This is a genomic window from Mycobacterium sp. (assembly GCF_052144515.1).
GTDB lineage: Bacteria > Actinomycetota > Actinomycetes > Mycobacteriales > Mycobacteriaceae > Mycobacterium.
This window is the reverse complement of sequence record NZ_JBKQQD010000008.1, coordinates 1-15,781: the sequence shown is the minus strand read 5'-3', so window position 1 is coordinate 15,781 and position 15,781 is coordinate 1. Positions and strand designations below refer to the sequence as shown.

General features: G+C 63.8%; 18 protein-coding genes and 1 rRNA gene. 17 read left to right on the top strand and 2 right to left on the bottom strand.

Annotated features, from left to right (window positions below):
- The 15 genes from ACLP9N_RS00320 to ACLP9N_RS00250 form a co-directional block, all read left to right on the top strand.
- On the top strand, positions 1 to 102 hold a 102-nt coding region (locus ACLP9N_RS00320; protein WP_442405533.1), incomplete at its 5' end, for a 50S ribosomal protein L31.
- A gap of 99 nt (positions 103 to 201) precedes the next feature.
- Positions 202 to 1,275: a peptide chain release factor 1 gene (gene prfA / locus ACLP9N_RS00315; RefSeq protein ID WP_442405532.1), complete on the top strand. Its 1,074-nt coding sequence runs from the start codon at positions 202 to 204 to the stop codon at positions 1,273 to 1,275.
- 74 nt (positions 1,276 to 1,349) lie between these two features.
- Positions 1,350 to 2,198: a peptide chain release factor N(5)-glutamine methyltransferase gene (gene prmC / locus ACLP9N_RS00310; protein WP_442405531.1), complete on the top strand. Its 849-nt coding sequence runs from the start codon at positions 1,350 to 1,352 to the stop codon at positions 2,196 to 2,198.
- Positions 2,191 to 2,844 (top strand): L-threonylcarbamoyladenylate synthase, encoded by a 654-nt coding sequence (locus tag ACLP9N_RS00305; protein ID WP_442405530.1) that lies wholly within the window; start codon positions 2,191 to 2,193, stop codon positions 2,842 to 2,844. The genes prmC and ACLP9N_RS00305 overlap by 8 nt, the downstream gene beginning before the upstream one ends.
- 98 nt (positions 2,845 to 2,942) lie before the next feature.
- A complete protein-coding gene (locus ACLP9N_RS00300) occupies positions 2,943 to 4,151 on the top strand; it encodes a glycosyltransferase family 4 protein (protein WP_442405529.1) in 1,209 nt (402 codons plus the stop codon).
- Between the two features lie 227 nt (positions 4,152 to 4,378).
- A complete protein-coding gene (locus ACLP9N_RS00295; RefSeq protein WP_442405528.1) occupies positions 4,379 to 4,819 on the top strand; it encodes an ATP synthase subunit I in 441 nt (146 codons plus the stop codon).
- Entirely contained in the window at positions 4,812 to 5,564 is a 753-nt protein-coding gene (gene atpB, locus ACLP9N_RS00290) for a F0F1 ATP synthase subunit A (RefSeq protein ID WP_442405527.1), read from the top strand. The genes ACLP9N_RS00295 and atpB overlap by 8 nt, the downstream gene beginning before the upstream one ends.
- Before the next feature lie 40 nt (positions 5,565 to 5,604).
- A complete protein-coding gene (locus ACLP9N_RS00285) occupies positions 5,605 to 5,856 on the top strand; it encodes a F0F1 ATP synthase subunit C (RefSeq protein ID WP_085233238.1) in 252 nt (83 codons plus the stop codon).
- A gap of 9 nt (positions 5,857 to 5,865) precedes the next feature.
- Entirely contained in the window at positions 5,866 to 6,375 is a 510-nt protein-coding gene (locus tag ACLP9N_RS00280; RefSeq protein ID WP_442405526.1) for a F0F1 ATP synthase subunit B, read from the top strand.
- 7 nt (positions 6,376 to 6,382) lie between these two features.
- Complete coding sequence (locus tag ACLP9N_RS00275; RefSeq protein ID WP_442405525.1) at positions 6,383 to 7,723, top strand: F0F1 ATP synthase subunit B/delta; 1,341 nt, start codon at positions 6,383 to 6,385, stop codon at positions 7,721 to 7,723.
- A 44-nt stretch (positions 7,724 to 7,767) separates the two neighbouring features.
- A complete protein-coding gene (gene atpA / locus ACLP9N_RS00270) occupies positions 7,768 to 9,441 on the top strand; it encodes a F0F1 ATP synthase subunit alpha (protein ID WP_442405524.1) in 1,674 nt (557 codons plus the stop codon).
- Positions 9,442 to 9,447: 6 nt separating this feature from the next.
- Entirely contained in the window at positions 9,448 to 10,368 is a 921-nt protein-coding gene (locus ACLP9N_RS00265; RefSeq protein ID WP_442405523.1) for a F0F1 ATP synthase subunit gamma, read from the top strand.
- A gap of 23 nt (positions 10,369 to 10,391) precedes the next feature.
- Positions 10,392 to 11,843, top strand: a complete 1,452-nt coding sequence (atpD, locus tag ACLP9N_RS00260) for a F0F1 ATP synthase subunit beta (RefSeq protein ID WP_442405522.1) — start codon at positions 10,392 to 10,394, stop codon at positions 11,841 to 11,843.
- Positions 11,844 to 11,876: 33 nt separating this feature from the next.
- Positions 11,877 to 12,242, top strand: a complete 366-nt coding sequence (locus ACLP9N_RS00255; RefSeq protein WP_442405521.1) for a F0F1 ATP synthase subunit epsilon — start codon at positions 11,877 to 11,879, stop codon at positions 12,240 to 12,242.
- Between the two features lie 9 nt (positions 12,243 to 12,251).
- Positions 12,252 to 12,695, top strand: a complete 444-nt coding sequence (locus ACLP9N_RS00250) for a DUF2550 domain-containing protein (protein ID WP_442405520.1) — start codon at positions 12,252 to 12,254, stop codon at positions 12,693 to 12,695.
- Between the two features lie 13 nt (positions 12,696 to 12,708).
- Here the strand turns inward: ACLP9N_RS00250 and ACLP9N_RS00245 are convergent, their stop codons facing one another.
- Both ACLP9N_RS00245 and ACLP9N_RS00240 read right to left on the bottom strand, forming a co-directional pair.
- Positions 12,709 to 13,152, bottom strand: a complete 444-nt coding sequence (locus ACLP9N_RS00245) for a VOC family protein (protein WP_442405519.1) — start codon at positions 13,150 to 13,152, stop codon at positions 12,709 to 12,711.
- A 20-nt stretch (positions 13,153 to 13,172) separates the two neighbouring features.
- Positions 13,173 to 13,757, bottom strand: a complete 585-nt coding sequence (locus ACLP9N_RS00240) for a cob(I)yrinic acid a,c-diamide adenosyltransferase (RefSeq protein WP_442405518.1) — start codon at positions 13,755 to 13,757, stop codon at positions 13,173 to 13,175.
- 80 nt (positions 13,758 to 13,837) lie between these two features.
- Here ACLP9N_RS00240 and murA point away from each other — a divergent pair, with 80 nt between their 5' ends.
- Both murA and ACLP9N_RS00230 read left to right on the top strand, forming a co-directional pair.
- Positions 13,838 to 15,091: a UDP-N-acetylglucosamine 1-carboxyvinyltransferase gene (gene murA / locus ACLP9N_RS00235; RefSeq protein ID WP_442405517.1), complete on the top strand. Its 1,254-nt coding sequence runs from the start codon at positions 13,838 to 13,840 to the stop codon at positions 15,089 to 15,091.
- Between the two features lie 290 nt (positions 15,092 to 15,381).
- Positions 15,382 to 15,781: ribosomal RNA gene (locus ACLP9N_RS00230) — 16S ribosomal RNA — on the top strand; the annotation flags it as partial.

The window sequence follows — 15,781 nt, the reverse complement described above, 5'->3', positions numbered from 1 at the left end:
ACCGGCAAGCAGAAGATCCTCGACAGCGGCGGCCGCGTGGCCCGCTTCGAGAAGCGCTACGGCAAGCGCACCAAGGCCGAAGCTGCCGCAGCCGACAAATAGCTGCCTTACCGACGCCCGAACTGTGCCGCAACGTGCACAGGCCGGGCGTCGGTTCGCGTTTGCGGTACGGATCCTGGGGCAGGTAGAGGGGAGCGTGACATGACGCAGCCCGTGCAGACGATCGACGTGCTGCTCGCCGAACACGCCGAGCTCGAGCATGCGCTGGCGGATCCCGAATTGCACAGCAAGCCCGACGAGGCACGCAAAGTCGGGCGCCGGTTCGCCCGCCTGGCCCCCATCGTCGCCACACACCGCAAGCTGGTGTCGGCGCGCGACGATCTGGAGACCGCGCGTGAACTGGCCGTCGACGACGAGTCGTTCGTCGATGAGGTCGCCGAGTTGGAGTCGCGCGTCACCGAACTGGACACCCAACTCACCGACATGCTGGCTCCGCGCGACCCGCACGACGCCGACGACATCGTCCTTGAAGTCAAATCCGGTGAGGGCGGCGAAGAATCGGCATTGTTCGCCGCCGATCTGGCCAGGATGTACATCCGCTACGCCGAGCGACACGGCTGGACCGTGACGGTCCTGGACGAAACCACGTCAGACCTCGGCGGCTACAAGGACGCGACGCTAACCATCGCAAGCAAAGGCGACAGCACCGACGGTGTGTGGTCACGCATGAAGTTCGAAGGTGGGGTACACCGCGTCCAACGTGTTCCCGTGACGGAATCCCAAGGCCGCGTGCACACTTCGGCGGCCGGCGTGCTCGTCTACCCGGAACCGGAGGAAGTCGGGGAGGTGCAGATCGACGAATCGGATCTGCGCATCGACGTGTACCGGTCGTCCGGCAAGGGCGGCCAGGGTGTTAACACCACCGACTCCGCGGTGCGAATCACCCACCTGCCTACCGGGATTGTGGTCACCTGCCAAAACGAACGGTCGCAGCTGCAGAACAAGACCCGCGCGTTGCAGGTGCTGGCCGCACGACTGCAGGCGCTGGCCGAAGAACAAGCGCTGGCCGACGCGTCGGCGGATCGGGCCAGCCAGATCCGCACGGTGGACCGCAGCGAACGCATTCGCACCTACAACTTCCCGGAAAACCGGATCACCGACCATCGGATCGGTTACAAATCCCACAATCTCGACCAGGTCCTCGACGGTGACCTGGATGCGCTATTCGATGCGCTGAGCGCCGCCGACAAGCAGGCCAGGCTGCAACAGGCATGATCCCCGCGCCGACGACGATGCAGAGCGAAGCGATGAGGTGGGGGCACCTCCCGCTTGCGGGGGAGAGCGGCGCCATGACACCTCTGCGGCGCGCGATCGACTCCGCGACGGCGCTACTCGCCGACGCGGGAATCGATTCCGCGCGTTGCGACGCCGAGCGGTTGGCCGCTCACCTGGCCGGGGTCGACCGTGGCCGGTTGGCCCTGCTGGACTCGCCCGGCGACGAGTTCTTCGAGCGTTACCGCGAGGCCGTCACCGCGCGTTCGCGCCGTGTGCCGCTGCAACATGTCACCGGGACGGTGGCGTTCGGGCCTGTGCAGCTGCATGTCGGCCCGGGCGTGTTCATACCGCGCCCGGAGACCGAGTCCATCTTGGAGTGGGTAACCGCACAACGGCTTCCGGCGCGGCCGGTGATCGTCGACCTGTGCACCGGATCCGGCGCGCTCGCGGTCGCGCTGGCCCACCACCGGCCCGCGGCACGAGTCATTGGCATCGACGACTCCGACGCCGCGCTGGATTACGCGCGCCGCAATGCCGACGGGACAGCGGTGGAACTCCTGCGGGCCGACGTCACCGTCGACGGCCTGCTTCCCGAACTCGATGGGCAAGTCGACCTAGTCGTGGCCAACCCGCCCTATATTCCCGATGCCGTCGAGCTGGATCCGGAAGTAGCCCAACACGATCCGCATCACGCGCTGTTCGGTGGGCCGGACGGCATGAGCGTGATTGCCACCGTTGTCGGCCTCGCCGGACGCTGGCTTCGCCCCGGTGGCCTGTTCGCCGTCGAGCACGACGACACCACGTCGTCGGAGACTGTCGAATTGATATGCAAAACAGGACTTTTCGATGACATCCACGCACGCCGGGATTTGGTCGGCCGGCCGAGGTTCGTGACGGCTCGGAGAAGCGACGCCGATGACTGACGTGTTCAACTGCGCCGATCCCGGCCAGCGTTCGCGCGGAATCGCCTCGGCGGTAGGGGCGCTCAAGAGTGGGCGGCTGGTTGTCATGCCGACGGACACCGTCTACGGCATCGGTGCCGACGCCTTCGACAGCGCCGCGGTGGGAGCGCTGTTGTCGGCAAAGGGGCGGGGTCGCGATATGCCGGTGGGCGTGCTGGTCGGTTCCTGGCACACCATCGAGGGACTCGTTTATGTGATGCCCGAGGGTGCCCGCGAACTGATCCGCGCATTCTGGCCGGGCGCGCTCAGCCTGGTGGTGGAGCAGGCGCCGTCGTTGCATTGGGATCTCGGCGATGCCCGTGGCACCGTGATGCTGCGAATGCCGTTGCACCCGGTGGCTATTGAGCTGCTGCGCGAGGTGGGCCCGATGGCAGTGTCCAGCGCCAACATCTCCGGCCGCCCGCCCACCGTCGACGCCGGCGAGGCCCGCAGCCAACTCGGCGATCTCGTCGAGGTCTACCTCGACGCGGGTCCGTCCGCGCAGCAGGCGGCATCGACGATCGTCGACCTGACCGGAGCCAGCCCGCGGATCCTGCGGCCGGGTCCGGTGAGCGAAGAGCGCATCGGCGAGGTGCTCGGGTTGGACCCCGCTAGCTTGACCGCTTGAATTTGATCCTGCGCTAGTGGCGAGGATTACTCGCACTTTGTCGCCGTAGCCGCAGAATCAACGCCGAGCTTGCCCACCCTGCTCGGCCTCTCAGGTTGGTGCAGTACGGTCTGCAGGTGTCCAGCGACATGACCAGCCTTGCCGGTGGTTTGCTCGCCTTGTCTGATCGCAGCGCCGGCGTCCCGCTTCGCGAGCTTGCCCTGGTCGGCCTGACCGCAGCGATCATCACCTACTTCGCAACCGGTCCGGTGCGGGTACTGGCCACCAAGCTGGGAGCGGTCGCCTACCCGCGGGAACGCGATGTGCATGTGACGCCAACGCCGCGGATGGGCGGGCTGGCGATGTTTGTCGGCGTTGTCTCGGCTGCCTTTCTGGCATCCCAACTTCCGGCGCTGACCCGCGGGTTCGTCTACTCCAGCGGCATGCCCGCGGTGTTGGTGGCGGGTGCAGTGATCATGGGCATCGGGCTGATCGACGACCGTTGGGGCCTGGACGCACTGACGAAGTTCGCGGGCCAGATCACCGCGGCCAGCGTACTGGTCACCATGGGCGTGGCCTGGAGCGTCCTCTACATCCCCATCGGTGGCGTCGGCACGATCGTGCTGGACCAGGCCTCATCGATCCTGCTGACGCTCGCGCTGACCGTGTCGATCGTCAACGCGATGAACTTCGTCGACGGACTGGACGGACTGGCTGCCGGGCTTGGACTGATCACCGCGATGGCGATCTGCGTGTTCTCGGTCGGTCTGCTCTTCGACCACGGCGGTGATGTGCTGTTCTATCCGCCGGCCCTGATTTCGGTCGTGCTCGCGGGAGCCTGCCTGGGCTTTCTGCCGCACAACTTTCACCCGGCGAAGATTTTCATGGGCGATTCCGGGTCGATGCTGATCGGCTTGATGCTCGCCGCCGCCTCCACGACCGCCGCCGGCCCGATCTCGCAGAACGCCTACGGTGCCCGCGATGTGTTTGCTCTGCTGTCACCCTTTTTGCTGGTGGCGGCGGTCATGTTCGTGCCGATGCTGGATCTGCTGCTGGCGATCGTGCGCCGCACCCGCGCGGGTCGCAGTGCGTTCAGCCCCGACAAGATGCACCTGCACCACCGGTTGCTGCAAATCGGTCATTCACACCGTCGCGTGGTGCTGCTCATCTATCTGTGGGTGGGCATCGTCGCTTTCGGCGCGGCGAGCACGATCTTCTTCAACCCGCGCGATACCGGAGCCGTCATGTTGGGGGCGATTGTGATCGCGGGCGTTGCGACGGTGATCCCGCTGCTGCGCCGCCGCGACGACTACTACGACAGCGAGTAGTAGTGCCGTCTAGCTTGTGATACGGTGCAGCTAGAACCCCGAAACAAATCTCGCGGGTTGCCGGCCACCCGGCCCGTCGGATGCTCATCCGATCGTGCCGATTCACGACCGACACAGGGAGCTACCCCTTGGGTAAATCCAGCGCGACGCTTGCGATACGCTCGGCGGGTCACCGATCAGTCGATCTGGCGGTTTCCGCTTCACCAACCCGGGATTGAGGTGCTGCAGTGACGACACCAGCGCAGGACGCGCCGTTGGTGTTTCCCGCTGTTGCGTTCCGCCCGGTTCGCCTCTTTGTCATCAGCATGGCGCTGACGGCAGCGGCGACGCTCGCGGCTGGACTCGCCGGTCGGCTGATGCTCGGGGTGTTCTTCGGCATCGGACTGCTGCTGGGTTTGCTCAACGCTCTTCTGGTGCGCCGGTCCGTGGAGTCGATCACCGCGAAAGAACATCCGCTGAAGCGCTCGATGGCACTCAACTCCGCGTCACGGCTGGCAATCATCACCATCGCCGGGCTGATCATCGCCTTCGTCTTCCGGCCCGCCGGATTGGGCGTGCTGTTCGGCCTGGCCTTATTCCAGGTGCTGCTTGTGCTATCGACCGCGCTCCCGGTCTGGAAGAAGCTGCGCACCGAGGGGACGGAAGGAGGGAGCGCCAGCGATGACTGAGTCCATCCTGGCCGCCCAAATCGAGGTCGGCGAGCACCACACGGCCACCTGGCTCGGCCTGACGGTCAACACCGACACGATCCTGTCGACGGCGATCGCCGCGGTGATCGTGATCGCGATGGCGTTCTACCTGCGCTCCAAGGTCACCTCGACCGATGTGCCCGGCGGGGTGCAGCTGTTCTTCGAGGCGATCACGATCCAGATGCGCAATCAGGTGGAGAGCGCCATCGGCATGCGGATCGCGCCGTTCGTGCTGCCGCTCGCGGTGACGATCTTCGTTTTCATCTTGATCTCCAACTGGCTGTCGGTCCTCCCGCTGCAGTACGAGAACAAGAGCGGAAAGACCACCGAGGTACTGTCGTCGGCGGCCGCCGACATCAATTACGTGCTGGCGCTGGCCCTGTTCGTGTTCGTCTGCTACCACGCGGCCGGGATCTGGCGCCGCGGCATCATCGGGCACCCGCTCAAAGTGCTCAAGGGGCACGTGGCGGTCCTGGCGCCGATCAACCTCGTCGAAGAACTCGCCAAGCCGATCTCGTTGTCGCTCCGACTTTTCGGCAACATCTTCGCCGGCGGCATTCTGGTCGCGCTGATTGCGCTGTTTCCGCCGTACATCATGTGGCTGCCGAACGCGATCTGGAAATCGTTCGACCTATTCGTCGGCGCAATCCAGGCCTTCATCTTCGCGCTGCTGACCGTCCTGTACTTCAGCCAGGCGATGGAGTTGGACGAAGACCACCACTAAACCGTCAGGACTTGAAAACCCAGTTATATAGGAGGAAAGAATGGCTCTTGACCCTCAAGTTGCTGCCGCTGCTCTCATCGGCGGTGGAATCATCATGGGCGGCGGCGCGATCGGCGCCGGTATCGGTGACGGTATTGCCGGTAATGCGCTGATCTCCGGTGTTGCGCGGCAACCCGAGGCACAGGGGCGGCTGTTCACGCCGTTCTTCATCACCGTCGGCCTGGTTGAGGCGGCCTACTTCATCAACCTGGCGTTCATGGCGCTGTTCGTCTTCGCCACACCCGTCGGCTAGTTCGTCGTGATGGGTGACACGACCCTGAGTGTTCTGGCATCCAGCCAGGCAGCAGAGGCGGGCGGTAACAACTTCCTCGTCCCCAACGGCACCTTCTTCTTCGTGCTGGCCATCTTTTTGCTGGTGCTCGCCATTATCGGCACCTTCGTCGTACCTCCGATCCTGAAGGTGCTGCGCGAGCGCGACGCCATGGTCGCCAAGACCGCCTCCGACACCAAGAAGTCGGCGGAGCAGTTCGAAGCGGCCCAGGCCGATTACGAAGAGGCTATGAAGGAAGCCCGCGTTCAGGCGTCGTCCTTTCGCGACAATGCCCGGGCCGAAGGCCGTAAGGTCGTCGAAGACGCGCGTGCCCGTGCCGAGCAAGAGGTGATGTCCACGTTGCAGCTGGCCGCCGAGCAATTGAAACGCGAAAGGGACGACGTGGAGCTGGATCTGCGCGCCAACGTGCCCTCGATGTCGGCGACGTTGGCCAGTCGGATCCTCGGCGTCGACGTCACCACCTCAGCCGCGACGAAGTAGCCCAACGATGTCGACATTTATCGGACAGCTCATCGGGTTCGCAGCCATCGTGTTGCTGGTCTGGCGGTACGTCGTGCCACCCGTGCGGAACATGATGACCGCCCGCCAGGACACCGTTCGTCAACAGTTGAAAGATTCGGAAAAAGCCGCTGAGCGCCTCACCGAGTCGACCGCGGCCCATAGCAAGGCCGTGGAAGCCGCCAAATCGGACGCCGCGCAGGTCGTCGACGAGGCCAAGGTGGACGCGGAACGGATCACCGAACAGCTGCAGGCCCAGGCCGAGATCGAGGCGGCGCGCATCAAAACACAAGGCGCCCGCCAGGCCGAACTGCTGCGGGCCCAGCTGAGCCGTCAGCTTCGGCTGGAGCTCGGGCACGAATCTGTACGCCAGGCAGAGGAATTGGTGCGCAACTACATCGCCGACGCGGAGCAGCAGTCGGCCACCGTCGATCGCTTCCTGGACGAGCTCGATGCCATGGCGCCTGCGGCCGCTGACGTCAAGCACCCCTTGATGGCGAAGATGCGCTCGGCCAGTCGGCGGGGGCTGAAAAGTGTCACGGACCGGTTCGACACCATAGCCAAGGATCTCGACAATCAGGGACTGGAAAAGCTCTCCGGTGAGCTGGTTTCGGTCGCCAAAATGCTGGACGGCGAAATCGTCGTCACCCGGTATCTCACCCTGCCTTCCGAAGACGCCGCGCCCAGGGTCAGGTTGCTCGAGCGGCTGCTCTCCGGCAAAGTCGGCGATCCCACTCTGGAGCTGTTAAGGGCAGCCGTTTCGGAGCGATGGTCTGCCAACTCGGATCTGATCGACGCCGTCGAACACGTGTCGCAGCAAGCGTTGTTGGAAGTCGCCGCACGCGAGGATCGGGTTGACGAGGTCGAAGACCAGTTGTTCCGGTTTGCCCGGATCCTCGAGGCGCAGCCACGCCTTAGTGTCCTCTTGGGCGAGTACGGGGCTCCGGCGGAAGGCCGACTCGGGTTGCTACGCAACGTGCTGAAAAGCGCGAGCGGCAGGAGCAACAGGATTACGAACTCCTTGCTGGCCCAGACTATCGAGCTGTTGAGAGGCCAGTCGGCCGACAAGGCCGTGATGTTCTTGGCCGAAGCGGCGGTGGCACGGCGCAACGAAGTGGTCGCGCAGGTGAGTGCGGCGGCCGAGCCTAGTGATGCTCAGCGCACTCGCGTCACCGAGGTCCTCAGCCGCATTTATGGTCATCCGGTGGCCGTGCAGCTGCAGATCGACGCCGCGCTGCTGGGTGGGCTCCTCATCTCCGTGGGCGACGAAGTGATCGACGGTACGCTCTCGTCTCGCCTGACCGCGGCCGAGGCTCAACTGCCCGATTGAACACGAACTAGTCAGCAATAACCGAAGTAGGAAGACGAAAAGCTATGGCCGAGTTGACGATCTCCGCTGATGACATCCAGAGCGCGATCGAAGAGTATGTAGATTCCTTCACCTCCGACACCTCGCGCGAGGAGGTCGGTACGGTCATCGATGCCGGGGACGGCATCGCACACGTCGAGGGTTTGCCGTCGGTGATGACCCAGGAGCTGCTCGAGTTCCCGGGCGGTATCCTCGGCGTCGCCCTCAACCTCGACGAGCACAGCGTCGGCACGGTGATCCTCGGTGACTTCGAGAAGATCGAACAAGGCCAGCAGGTCAAGCGCACCGGCGAAGTCCTGTCGGTCCCCGTCGGCGACGCGTTTCTGGGGCGGGTGATCAACCCCCTCGGCCAGCCGATCGACGGCGGCGGAGACATCGATGCCGAGACGCGCCGCGCGCTGGAACTGCAGGCGCCGTCGGTGGTGCAGCGGCAGAGCGTAAAGGAGCCGCTGCAGACCGGGATCAAGGCCATCGACGCAATGACACCGATCGGCCGTGGCCAGCGTCAGCTGATCATCGGCGACCGCAAGACCGGCAAGACCACCGTCTGCGTCGACACCATCCTCAACCAGCGCCAGAACTGGGAGACGGACGACGAGCGCAAGCAGGTGCGCTGCGTCTACGTGGCCATCGGGCAAAAGGGCACCACGATCGCCTCCGTTCGCCGCGTTCTGGAAGAGGGCGGCGCGATGGACTACACCACCATTGTCGCGGCGCCGGCATCGGATGCCGCAGGCTTCAAATGGCTTGCGCCGTATACCGGTTCGGCGATCGCTCAGCACTGGATGTATCAGGGCAAGCATGTGCTGATCGTCTTCGACGACTTGACCAAGCAGGCCGAGGCGTACCGCGCGATCTCGCTGCTGCTGCGCCGCCCGCCCGGTCGCGAAGCCTATCCCGGCGACGTGTTCTATCTGCACTCGCGGCTGTTGGAGCGCTGCGGGAAACTCTCCGACGAGCTCGGTGCCGGTTCGCTGACCGGTTTGCCGATCATCGAGACCAAGGCCAACGACATCTCGGCCTACATCCCAACCAACGTCATCTCGATCACCGACGGGCAGTGCTTCCTGGAGACCGACCTGTTCAACCAAGGTGTCCGGCCGGCCATCAACGTCGGCGTCTCGGTGTCCCGGGTCGGCGGCGCCGCCCAGATCAAGGCGATGAAAGAGGTGGCAGGAAGTCTCCGTCTGGACCTGTCGCAGTACCGTGAACTGGAATCCTTCGCGGCCTTTGCTTCTGATTTGGACGCCACTTCGAAGGCGCAGTTGGAGCGTGGTGCGCGGTTGGTCGAGCTGCTCAAGCAGCCGCAAAACCAGCCGATGCCCGTCGAGGAGCAGGTGGTTTCCATGTTCCTGGGCACCGGCGGCCACGTGGACTCGGTGCCGGTCGAGGATGTCAGGCGGTTCGAAACCGAACTGCTGGACCACATCCGGGGCTCCGAAGAAAAGATCCTCGAAGAGATCCGCAGTAGCCAGAAGCTCAGTGAGGAAAACGCCGACGCGCTCACCGAGGTCATCAATCACTTCAAGAAGGGCTTCGCGGCAACGGGCGGTGGGTCGGTGGTGCCCGACGAGCACGCCGAACCCAAGGACGCAGACGCCAAAGAATCGGTGAAGGTCAAAAAGCCCGAACCCAAGGACAAGGACACCAAAAACGAGTCCAAGAAGGACAAGAAGTAGCTAACGATGGCTGCCACACTTCGTGAACTACGCGGGCGGATCCGCTCCGCGGGCTCGATCAAGAAGATCACCAAGGCCCAGGAGTTGATCGCGACGTCGCGCCTACCCAAGGCGCAGAATCGGCTCGAATCCGCCCGGCCCTACGCCTTCGAGATCACCCGGATGCTCACCACCCTGGCAAGCGAAGCCGCTCTGGACCATCCCTTGCTCGTCGAGCGCCCCGAACCGAAACGGGCCGGTGTACTGGTGGTGTCCTCCGACCGCGGTCTGTGCGGCGCATACAACTCCGGCATCTTCCGTCGCTCCGAGCAGCTTTTCGCCAAGCTTCGAGATGAGGGAAAAGAGCCGGTCCTCTACACGGTGGGCCGCAAGGCGCAGAACTACTACACCTTCCGGAACTGGGACATCGCCGCATCGTGGTCGGGCTTCTCCGAGCAACCCCAGTACGAGAACGCCGCGGAGATCGGTTCGACCTTGGTGGATGCGTTCATGCAGGGCACCGGGGATGACGACGATCAGCAGGCCGACGACGTGCAGGGCGTCGATGAACTGCATATCGTGTACTCGGAGTTCAAGTCGATGATGTCGCAGACGGCGGTGGCCCACCGGATGGCTCCCTTGGTCGTGGAGTACGTCGAGGAAGACACCGGACCGCGCACCCTGTACTCGTTCGAGCCGGACGCGACGACGCTGTTCGAGGCGCTGCTCCCGCGCTACCTGACCACGCGGGTTTATGCGTCCATGCTCGAATCCGCCGCATCGGAGCTGGCATCGCGTCAGCGGGCAATGAAATCGGCCACCGACAACGCCGACGACCTCATCAAGGCTCTGACGCTAGAGGCTAACCGCGAGCGGCAGGCCCAGATCACCCAGGAAATCAGCGAAATCGTCGGTGGCGCAAACGCGCTCGCCGACGCCGCTAAGTAGCCCCACAAGGAAGCGAAATAGATATGAGCGCTACTGCCGAGAAGACCGACAAGCCGACAAAATCGGACACCAGCGGGCGCGTGGTACGCGTGACCGGGCCGGTCGTTGACGTCGAGTTCCCGCGTGGTTCGGTCCCCGAGCTGTTTAACGCACTGCACGCCGAGGTCACGTTCGAGGAGCTCAAGAAAACCCTCACGTTGGAGGTGGCGAACCATCTCGGCGACAATTTGGTGCGCACGATCTCGATGCAGCCCACCGACGGCCTAGTGCGCGGCGTCGAGGTGATTGACACCGGTAACTCGATCACGGTGCCGGTCGGTGAGGACGTCAAGGGCCACGTCTTCAACGCGCTGGGATACTGCCTGGACAAGCCGGGATACGGAGAAGACTTCGAGCACTGGTCGATTCACCGCAAGCCGCCTGCCTTCGAGGATCTCGAACCCCGCACCGAGATGCTCGAGACCGGACTGAAGGTGGTGGACCTCCTCACCCCATATGTGCGCGGCGGCAAGATCGCGCTGTTCGGCGGTGCGGGCGTGGGCAAGACCGTGCTTATCCAGGAGATGATCAACCGCATCGCCCGGAACTTCGGCGGGACTTCGGTTTTCGCCGGCGTAGGGGAGCGCACCCGCGAGGGTAACGACCTATGGGTCGAGCTCAAGGAAGCCGACGTGCTGAAGGACACCGCGCTGGTTTTCGGTCAGATGGATGAACCGCCCGGCACTCGTATGCGAGTGGCGCTGTCGGCGCTGACAATGGCGGAGTGGTTCCGTGACGAAGCGGGCCAGGACGTGTTGCTGTTCATCGACAACATCTTCCGGTTCACTCAGGCCGGGTCGGAGGTGTCGACACTGCTCGGCCGGATGCCATCGGCGGTGGGTTATCAGCCCACGCTGGCCGACGAGATGGGCGAATTGCAGGAGCGCATCACCTCGACTCGTGGTAAGTCGATCACCTCCATGCAGGCGGTCTACGTGCCGGCCGACGACTACACCGACCCGGCTCCGGCAACGACGTTCGCCCACCTGGATGCCACCACTGAGCTGTCCCGTGGCGTGTTCTCCAAAGGCATCTTCCCCGCCGTGGACCCGCTGGCGTCGAGCTCGACCATTCTCGACCCAAGCGTGGTCGGCGAGGAGCACTACCGCGTGGCGCAGGAAGTGATCCGAATCCTGCAGCGTTACAAGGACCTTCAGGACATCATTGCGATTCTGGGTATCGATGAGCTGTCGGAAGAGGACAAGCAGCTGGTCAACCGGGCCCGCCGCATTGAGCGGTTCCTTTCGCAGAACATGATGGCGGCCGAGCAGTTCACCGGTCAGCCAGGTTCGACCGTCCCGGTGAAGGAGACCATCGAGGCGTTCGACCGGTTGTCCAAGGGCGATTTCGACCATGTGCCCGAGCAGGCCTTCTTCCTGATCGGGGGCCTTGACGACTTGGCCAAGAAGGCCGAGAGCCTCGGTGCCAAGCTGTAACGAGCATTCGACTGAGTCGAAAGGTGGTGTGAAATGGCCGAATTGAACGTTGAGATCGTCGCCGTCGACCGCAAGATCTGGTCGGGGGAGGCGACGTTCTTGTTCACCCGCACCACCGTCGGCGAGATCGGCATCCTGCCCCATCACATCCCCCTGGTCGCCCAGTTGGTCGATGACGCCATGGTGCGCGTCGAACGGGAAGGCGACAACGATCTGCGGATCGCGGTGGATGGCGGGTTTATGTCGGTCACTGAGGAGGGAATCACCATTCTCGCTGAGTCCGCGGAATTCGAGTCGGAGATCGATGAGTCCGCCGCCAGGGAGGATTCCGAGTCCGACGATCCGAAGACCGCCGCCAGAGGCCGCGCCAGATTGCGCGCCGTCGGCGCGATCGACTAATAACCGACGATGAGCGCGCCCATGATTGGCATGGTCGCGCTCGTCGTCGTGCTCGGCGTAGCCGTCCTCGCCCTGAGTTATCGGCTCTGGAAATTGCGTCAGGGCGGAACGGCCGGGATCATGCGGGACATCCCCGCGGTCGGAGGCCATGGCTGGCGCCACGGTGTAATCCGTTATCGCGGAGGCGAAGCCGCGTTCTACCGGCTGTCCAGTCTGCGCTTGTGGCCAGACCGTCGGCTCAGCAGGCGAGGTGTGGAGATTGTGGCCCGGCGCGCGCCACGTGGCGACGAGTTCGACATCATGACCAACGAAATCGTCGTACTGGAGTTGCGTGACTCGACACAGGACCGCAGGTCCGGTTACGAGATCGCACTCGACCAAGGCGCGTTGACCGCGTTTCTGTCTTGGTTGGAGTCCCGTCCTTCGCCGCGCGCACGTCGTCGCAGCGTGTGAAACGCTAAACGCCCTAACGGGTCCACCAAGGCGCGACGGTCTGGCACCCAAACTCTTCTGGGCTGACGTCGCGCAGAGTTTCGCTGAATTGCCAGCGATGGCCGGCGAGGTCTTCCACGGTGCACTCGCGCTCGCCATACTCACGGTCAGTGGGAGGCTCTAACACCCTGGCCCCGGCCGCGCGGGCACGCTCGAATTGGGCGTCGACGTCATCCACGCGCACCTTGATCTCGTGGGTGACGATGTTGGCCTGCGGTGGTTGCCGCTGACTTGCCACATCGGCGACGATCACTGCACCGTCTGCGCCGATACTCATCTGCGCTCGGTGCCTTTCGCCGATTCGGACTCGCTCGGCAAAGCCGAAAGCCGCGGTGAGCCAGTCCACCGCCGCTCGCACGTCGGGATAGACGAGCACAGGGATCACCGTCACCGGCGGAATCGATCGGTTGTGTTTCATTGCGATGCTCGGGCTTTCACCTAATCCGCGCTTGGGGCGCCGCCGCCCGGTTGCCAGAGCACATCACCGTCGGGGTTGGCCGCCCGAGACAGGATGAAGAGGAAATCCGACAACCGGTTCAAATATTTCGCCGGCAACACACTGACGCCTTCGGGATGGGCCTCGACCGCGGCCCACGCCGATCGCTCGGCCCGCCGCGCCACGGTGCGGGCGACGTGCAATAGCGCCGATAACGGCGAACCCCCTGGCAACACAAAGGATTTCAGCGCGGGCAGGGGCTCGTTATACGTGTCACACCATCCTTCGAGCCGCTCGACGTAGGCCTGCGTGATGCGTAGCGGAGGGTGCTCGGGATTTTCCACTAAAGGGGTGGACAGGTCCGCGCCGACGTCGAACAAGTCGTTTTGGATCTGCCGTAGTACGCCGGCGGTCTCCTGATCGGGATTGCCCAGGGCGATTGCGACGCCGATCGCCGAGTTGGCCTCGTCGCAGTCTGCGTACGCCACCAGGCGAAGGTCGGTTTTCGAAACCCGCGAAAAATCGCTCAACCCGGTCGTCCCGTCGTCGCCGGTTCGGGTATAGATGCGGGTCAGGTGCACTGCCATGAGAAAACCGTACCGGGCGGATAAACGCACCGGGGCTCGGCTGACTGACAAGCCGATACCGCTTCACTAGACTGACGCGGGTGGCTGAGCGTTTCGTAGTGACCGGCGGCAACCGGTTAGCGGGCGAAGTCGCAGTGGGGGGCGCCAAGAACAGCGTGCTCAAGCTGATGGCCGCGACCTTGCTGGCCGAAGGCACCAGCACGATCACCAACTGCCCCGACATCCTCGACGTGCCGCTGATGGCGGAGGTGCTGCGCGGCCTCGGGGCCACCGTCGAGCTCGATGGCGACGTCGCCCGAATCACCTCTCCCGACGAACCGAAGTACGACGCCGACTTCGCTGCCGTACGGCAGTTCCGCGCTTCGGTCTGCGTGCTGGGACCACTGCTAGGCCGCTGCAAGCGGGCCAGGGTCGCGCTGCCGGGCGGTGACGCGATCGGATCGCGTCCCCTGGACATGCACCAGGCGGGTCTGCGCCAGCTGGGCGCGCAATGCAATATCGAGCACGGGTGCGTGGTGGCTACCGCAGATACGTTGCGCGGCGCGGAGATTCAGTTGGAGTTTCCGTCGGTGGGAGCCACCGAGAACATCCTGATGGCCGCCGTCGTGGCCGAGGGTGTCACCACAATTCACAATGCGGCGCGGGAACCCGACGTGGTCGATCTGTGCACGATGTTGAACCAGATGGGCGCGCAAGTCGAAGCCGCGGGTTCGCCGACGATGACGATCACCGGTGTTCCGCGGCTGCACCCGACCGAGCACCGGGTGATCGGAGACCGCATCGTCGCCGCCACCTGGGGTATTGCTGCCGCGATGACCCGGGGTGACATCACGGTGACGGGCGTCGATCCGGCGCACCTTCAGGTGGTGCTGCACAAGCTGCACGATGCGGGTGCCACCGTCACCCAGACGGACGCCAGTTTCCGGGTGACCCAGTACGAGCGCCCGAAGGCGGTCAATGTCGCGACGCTGCCGTTTCCCGGGTTTCCGACCGATTTGCAGCCGATGGCGATCGCTTTGGCGTCGATCGCCGACGGCACGTCGATGATCACGGAAAACGTCTTCGAGGCGCGGTTTCGATTCGTCGAAGAGATGATTCGTCTTGGTGCGGATGCCCGCACCGACGGGCACCACGCCGTCGTGCGGGGTCTCCCACAACTTTCGAGCGCGCCGGTCTGGTGTTCGGACATCCGGGCCGGTGCGGGGTTGGTGCTGGCGGGCCTGGTCGCCGACGGTGACACCGAGGTCCACGACGTCTTCCATATCGATCGCGGCTACCCGCTGTTCGTGGAGAACCTGGCGTTTTTGGGAGCGGAGATCGAGCGGGTACAGTAGGCACTGCCCGACTGACGCGGTCACCGCACAGGATGGCCGAAAACCGGGGCTTGACTCCTCTGCCAGAACTGTATTAAGCTGGTAGGGTTGCCCGGAATCGGGTAAAAACAAGCGGGTGTGTTGTTTGAGAACTCAATAGTGTGTTTGGTGGTTTCATTTTTTTGTTGTTGTTTTTTTGACCATACCTAGCACTCCCCGTGTGTGGGTGTGGTTGTCTTTATGGATGCCAGTTTTTGGCGTCTTTGTCAGGTATCTCTGATTGTAAATTCGCCTCGTTTACGAGGAGTTTTTGTTTGGAGAGTTTGATCCTGGCTCAGGACGAACGCTGGCGGCGTGCTTAACACATGCAAGTCGAACGGAAAGGTCTCTTCGGAGACACTCGAGTGGCGAACGGGTGAGTAACACGTGGGTGATCTGCCCTGCACTTCGGGATAAGCCTGGGAAACTGGGTCTAATACCGGATAGGACCATGAGATGCATGTCTTATGGTGGAAAGCTTTTGCGGTGTGGGATGGGCCCGCGGCCTATCAGCTTGTTGGTGGGGTCACGGCCTACCAAGGCTCCGACGGGTAGCCGGCCTGAGAGGGTGTCCGGCCACACTGGGACTGAGATACGGCCCAGACTCCTACGGGAGGCAGCAGTGGGGAATATTGCACAATGGGCGCAAGCCTGATGCAGCGACGCCGCGTG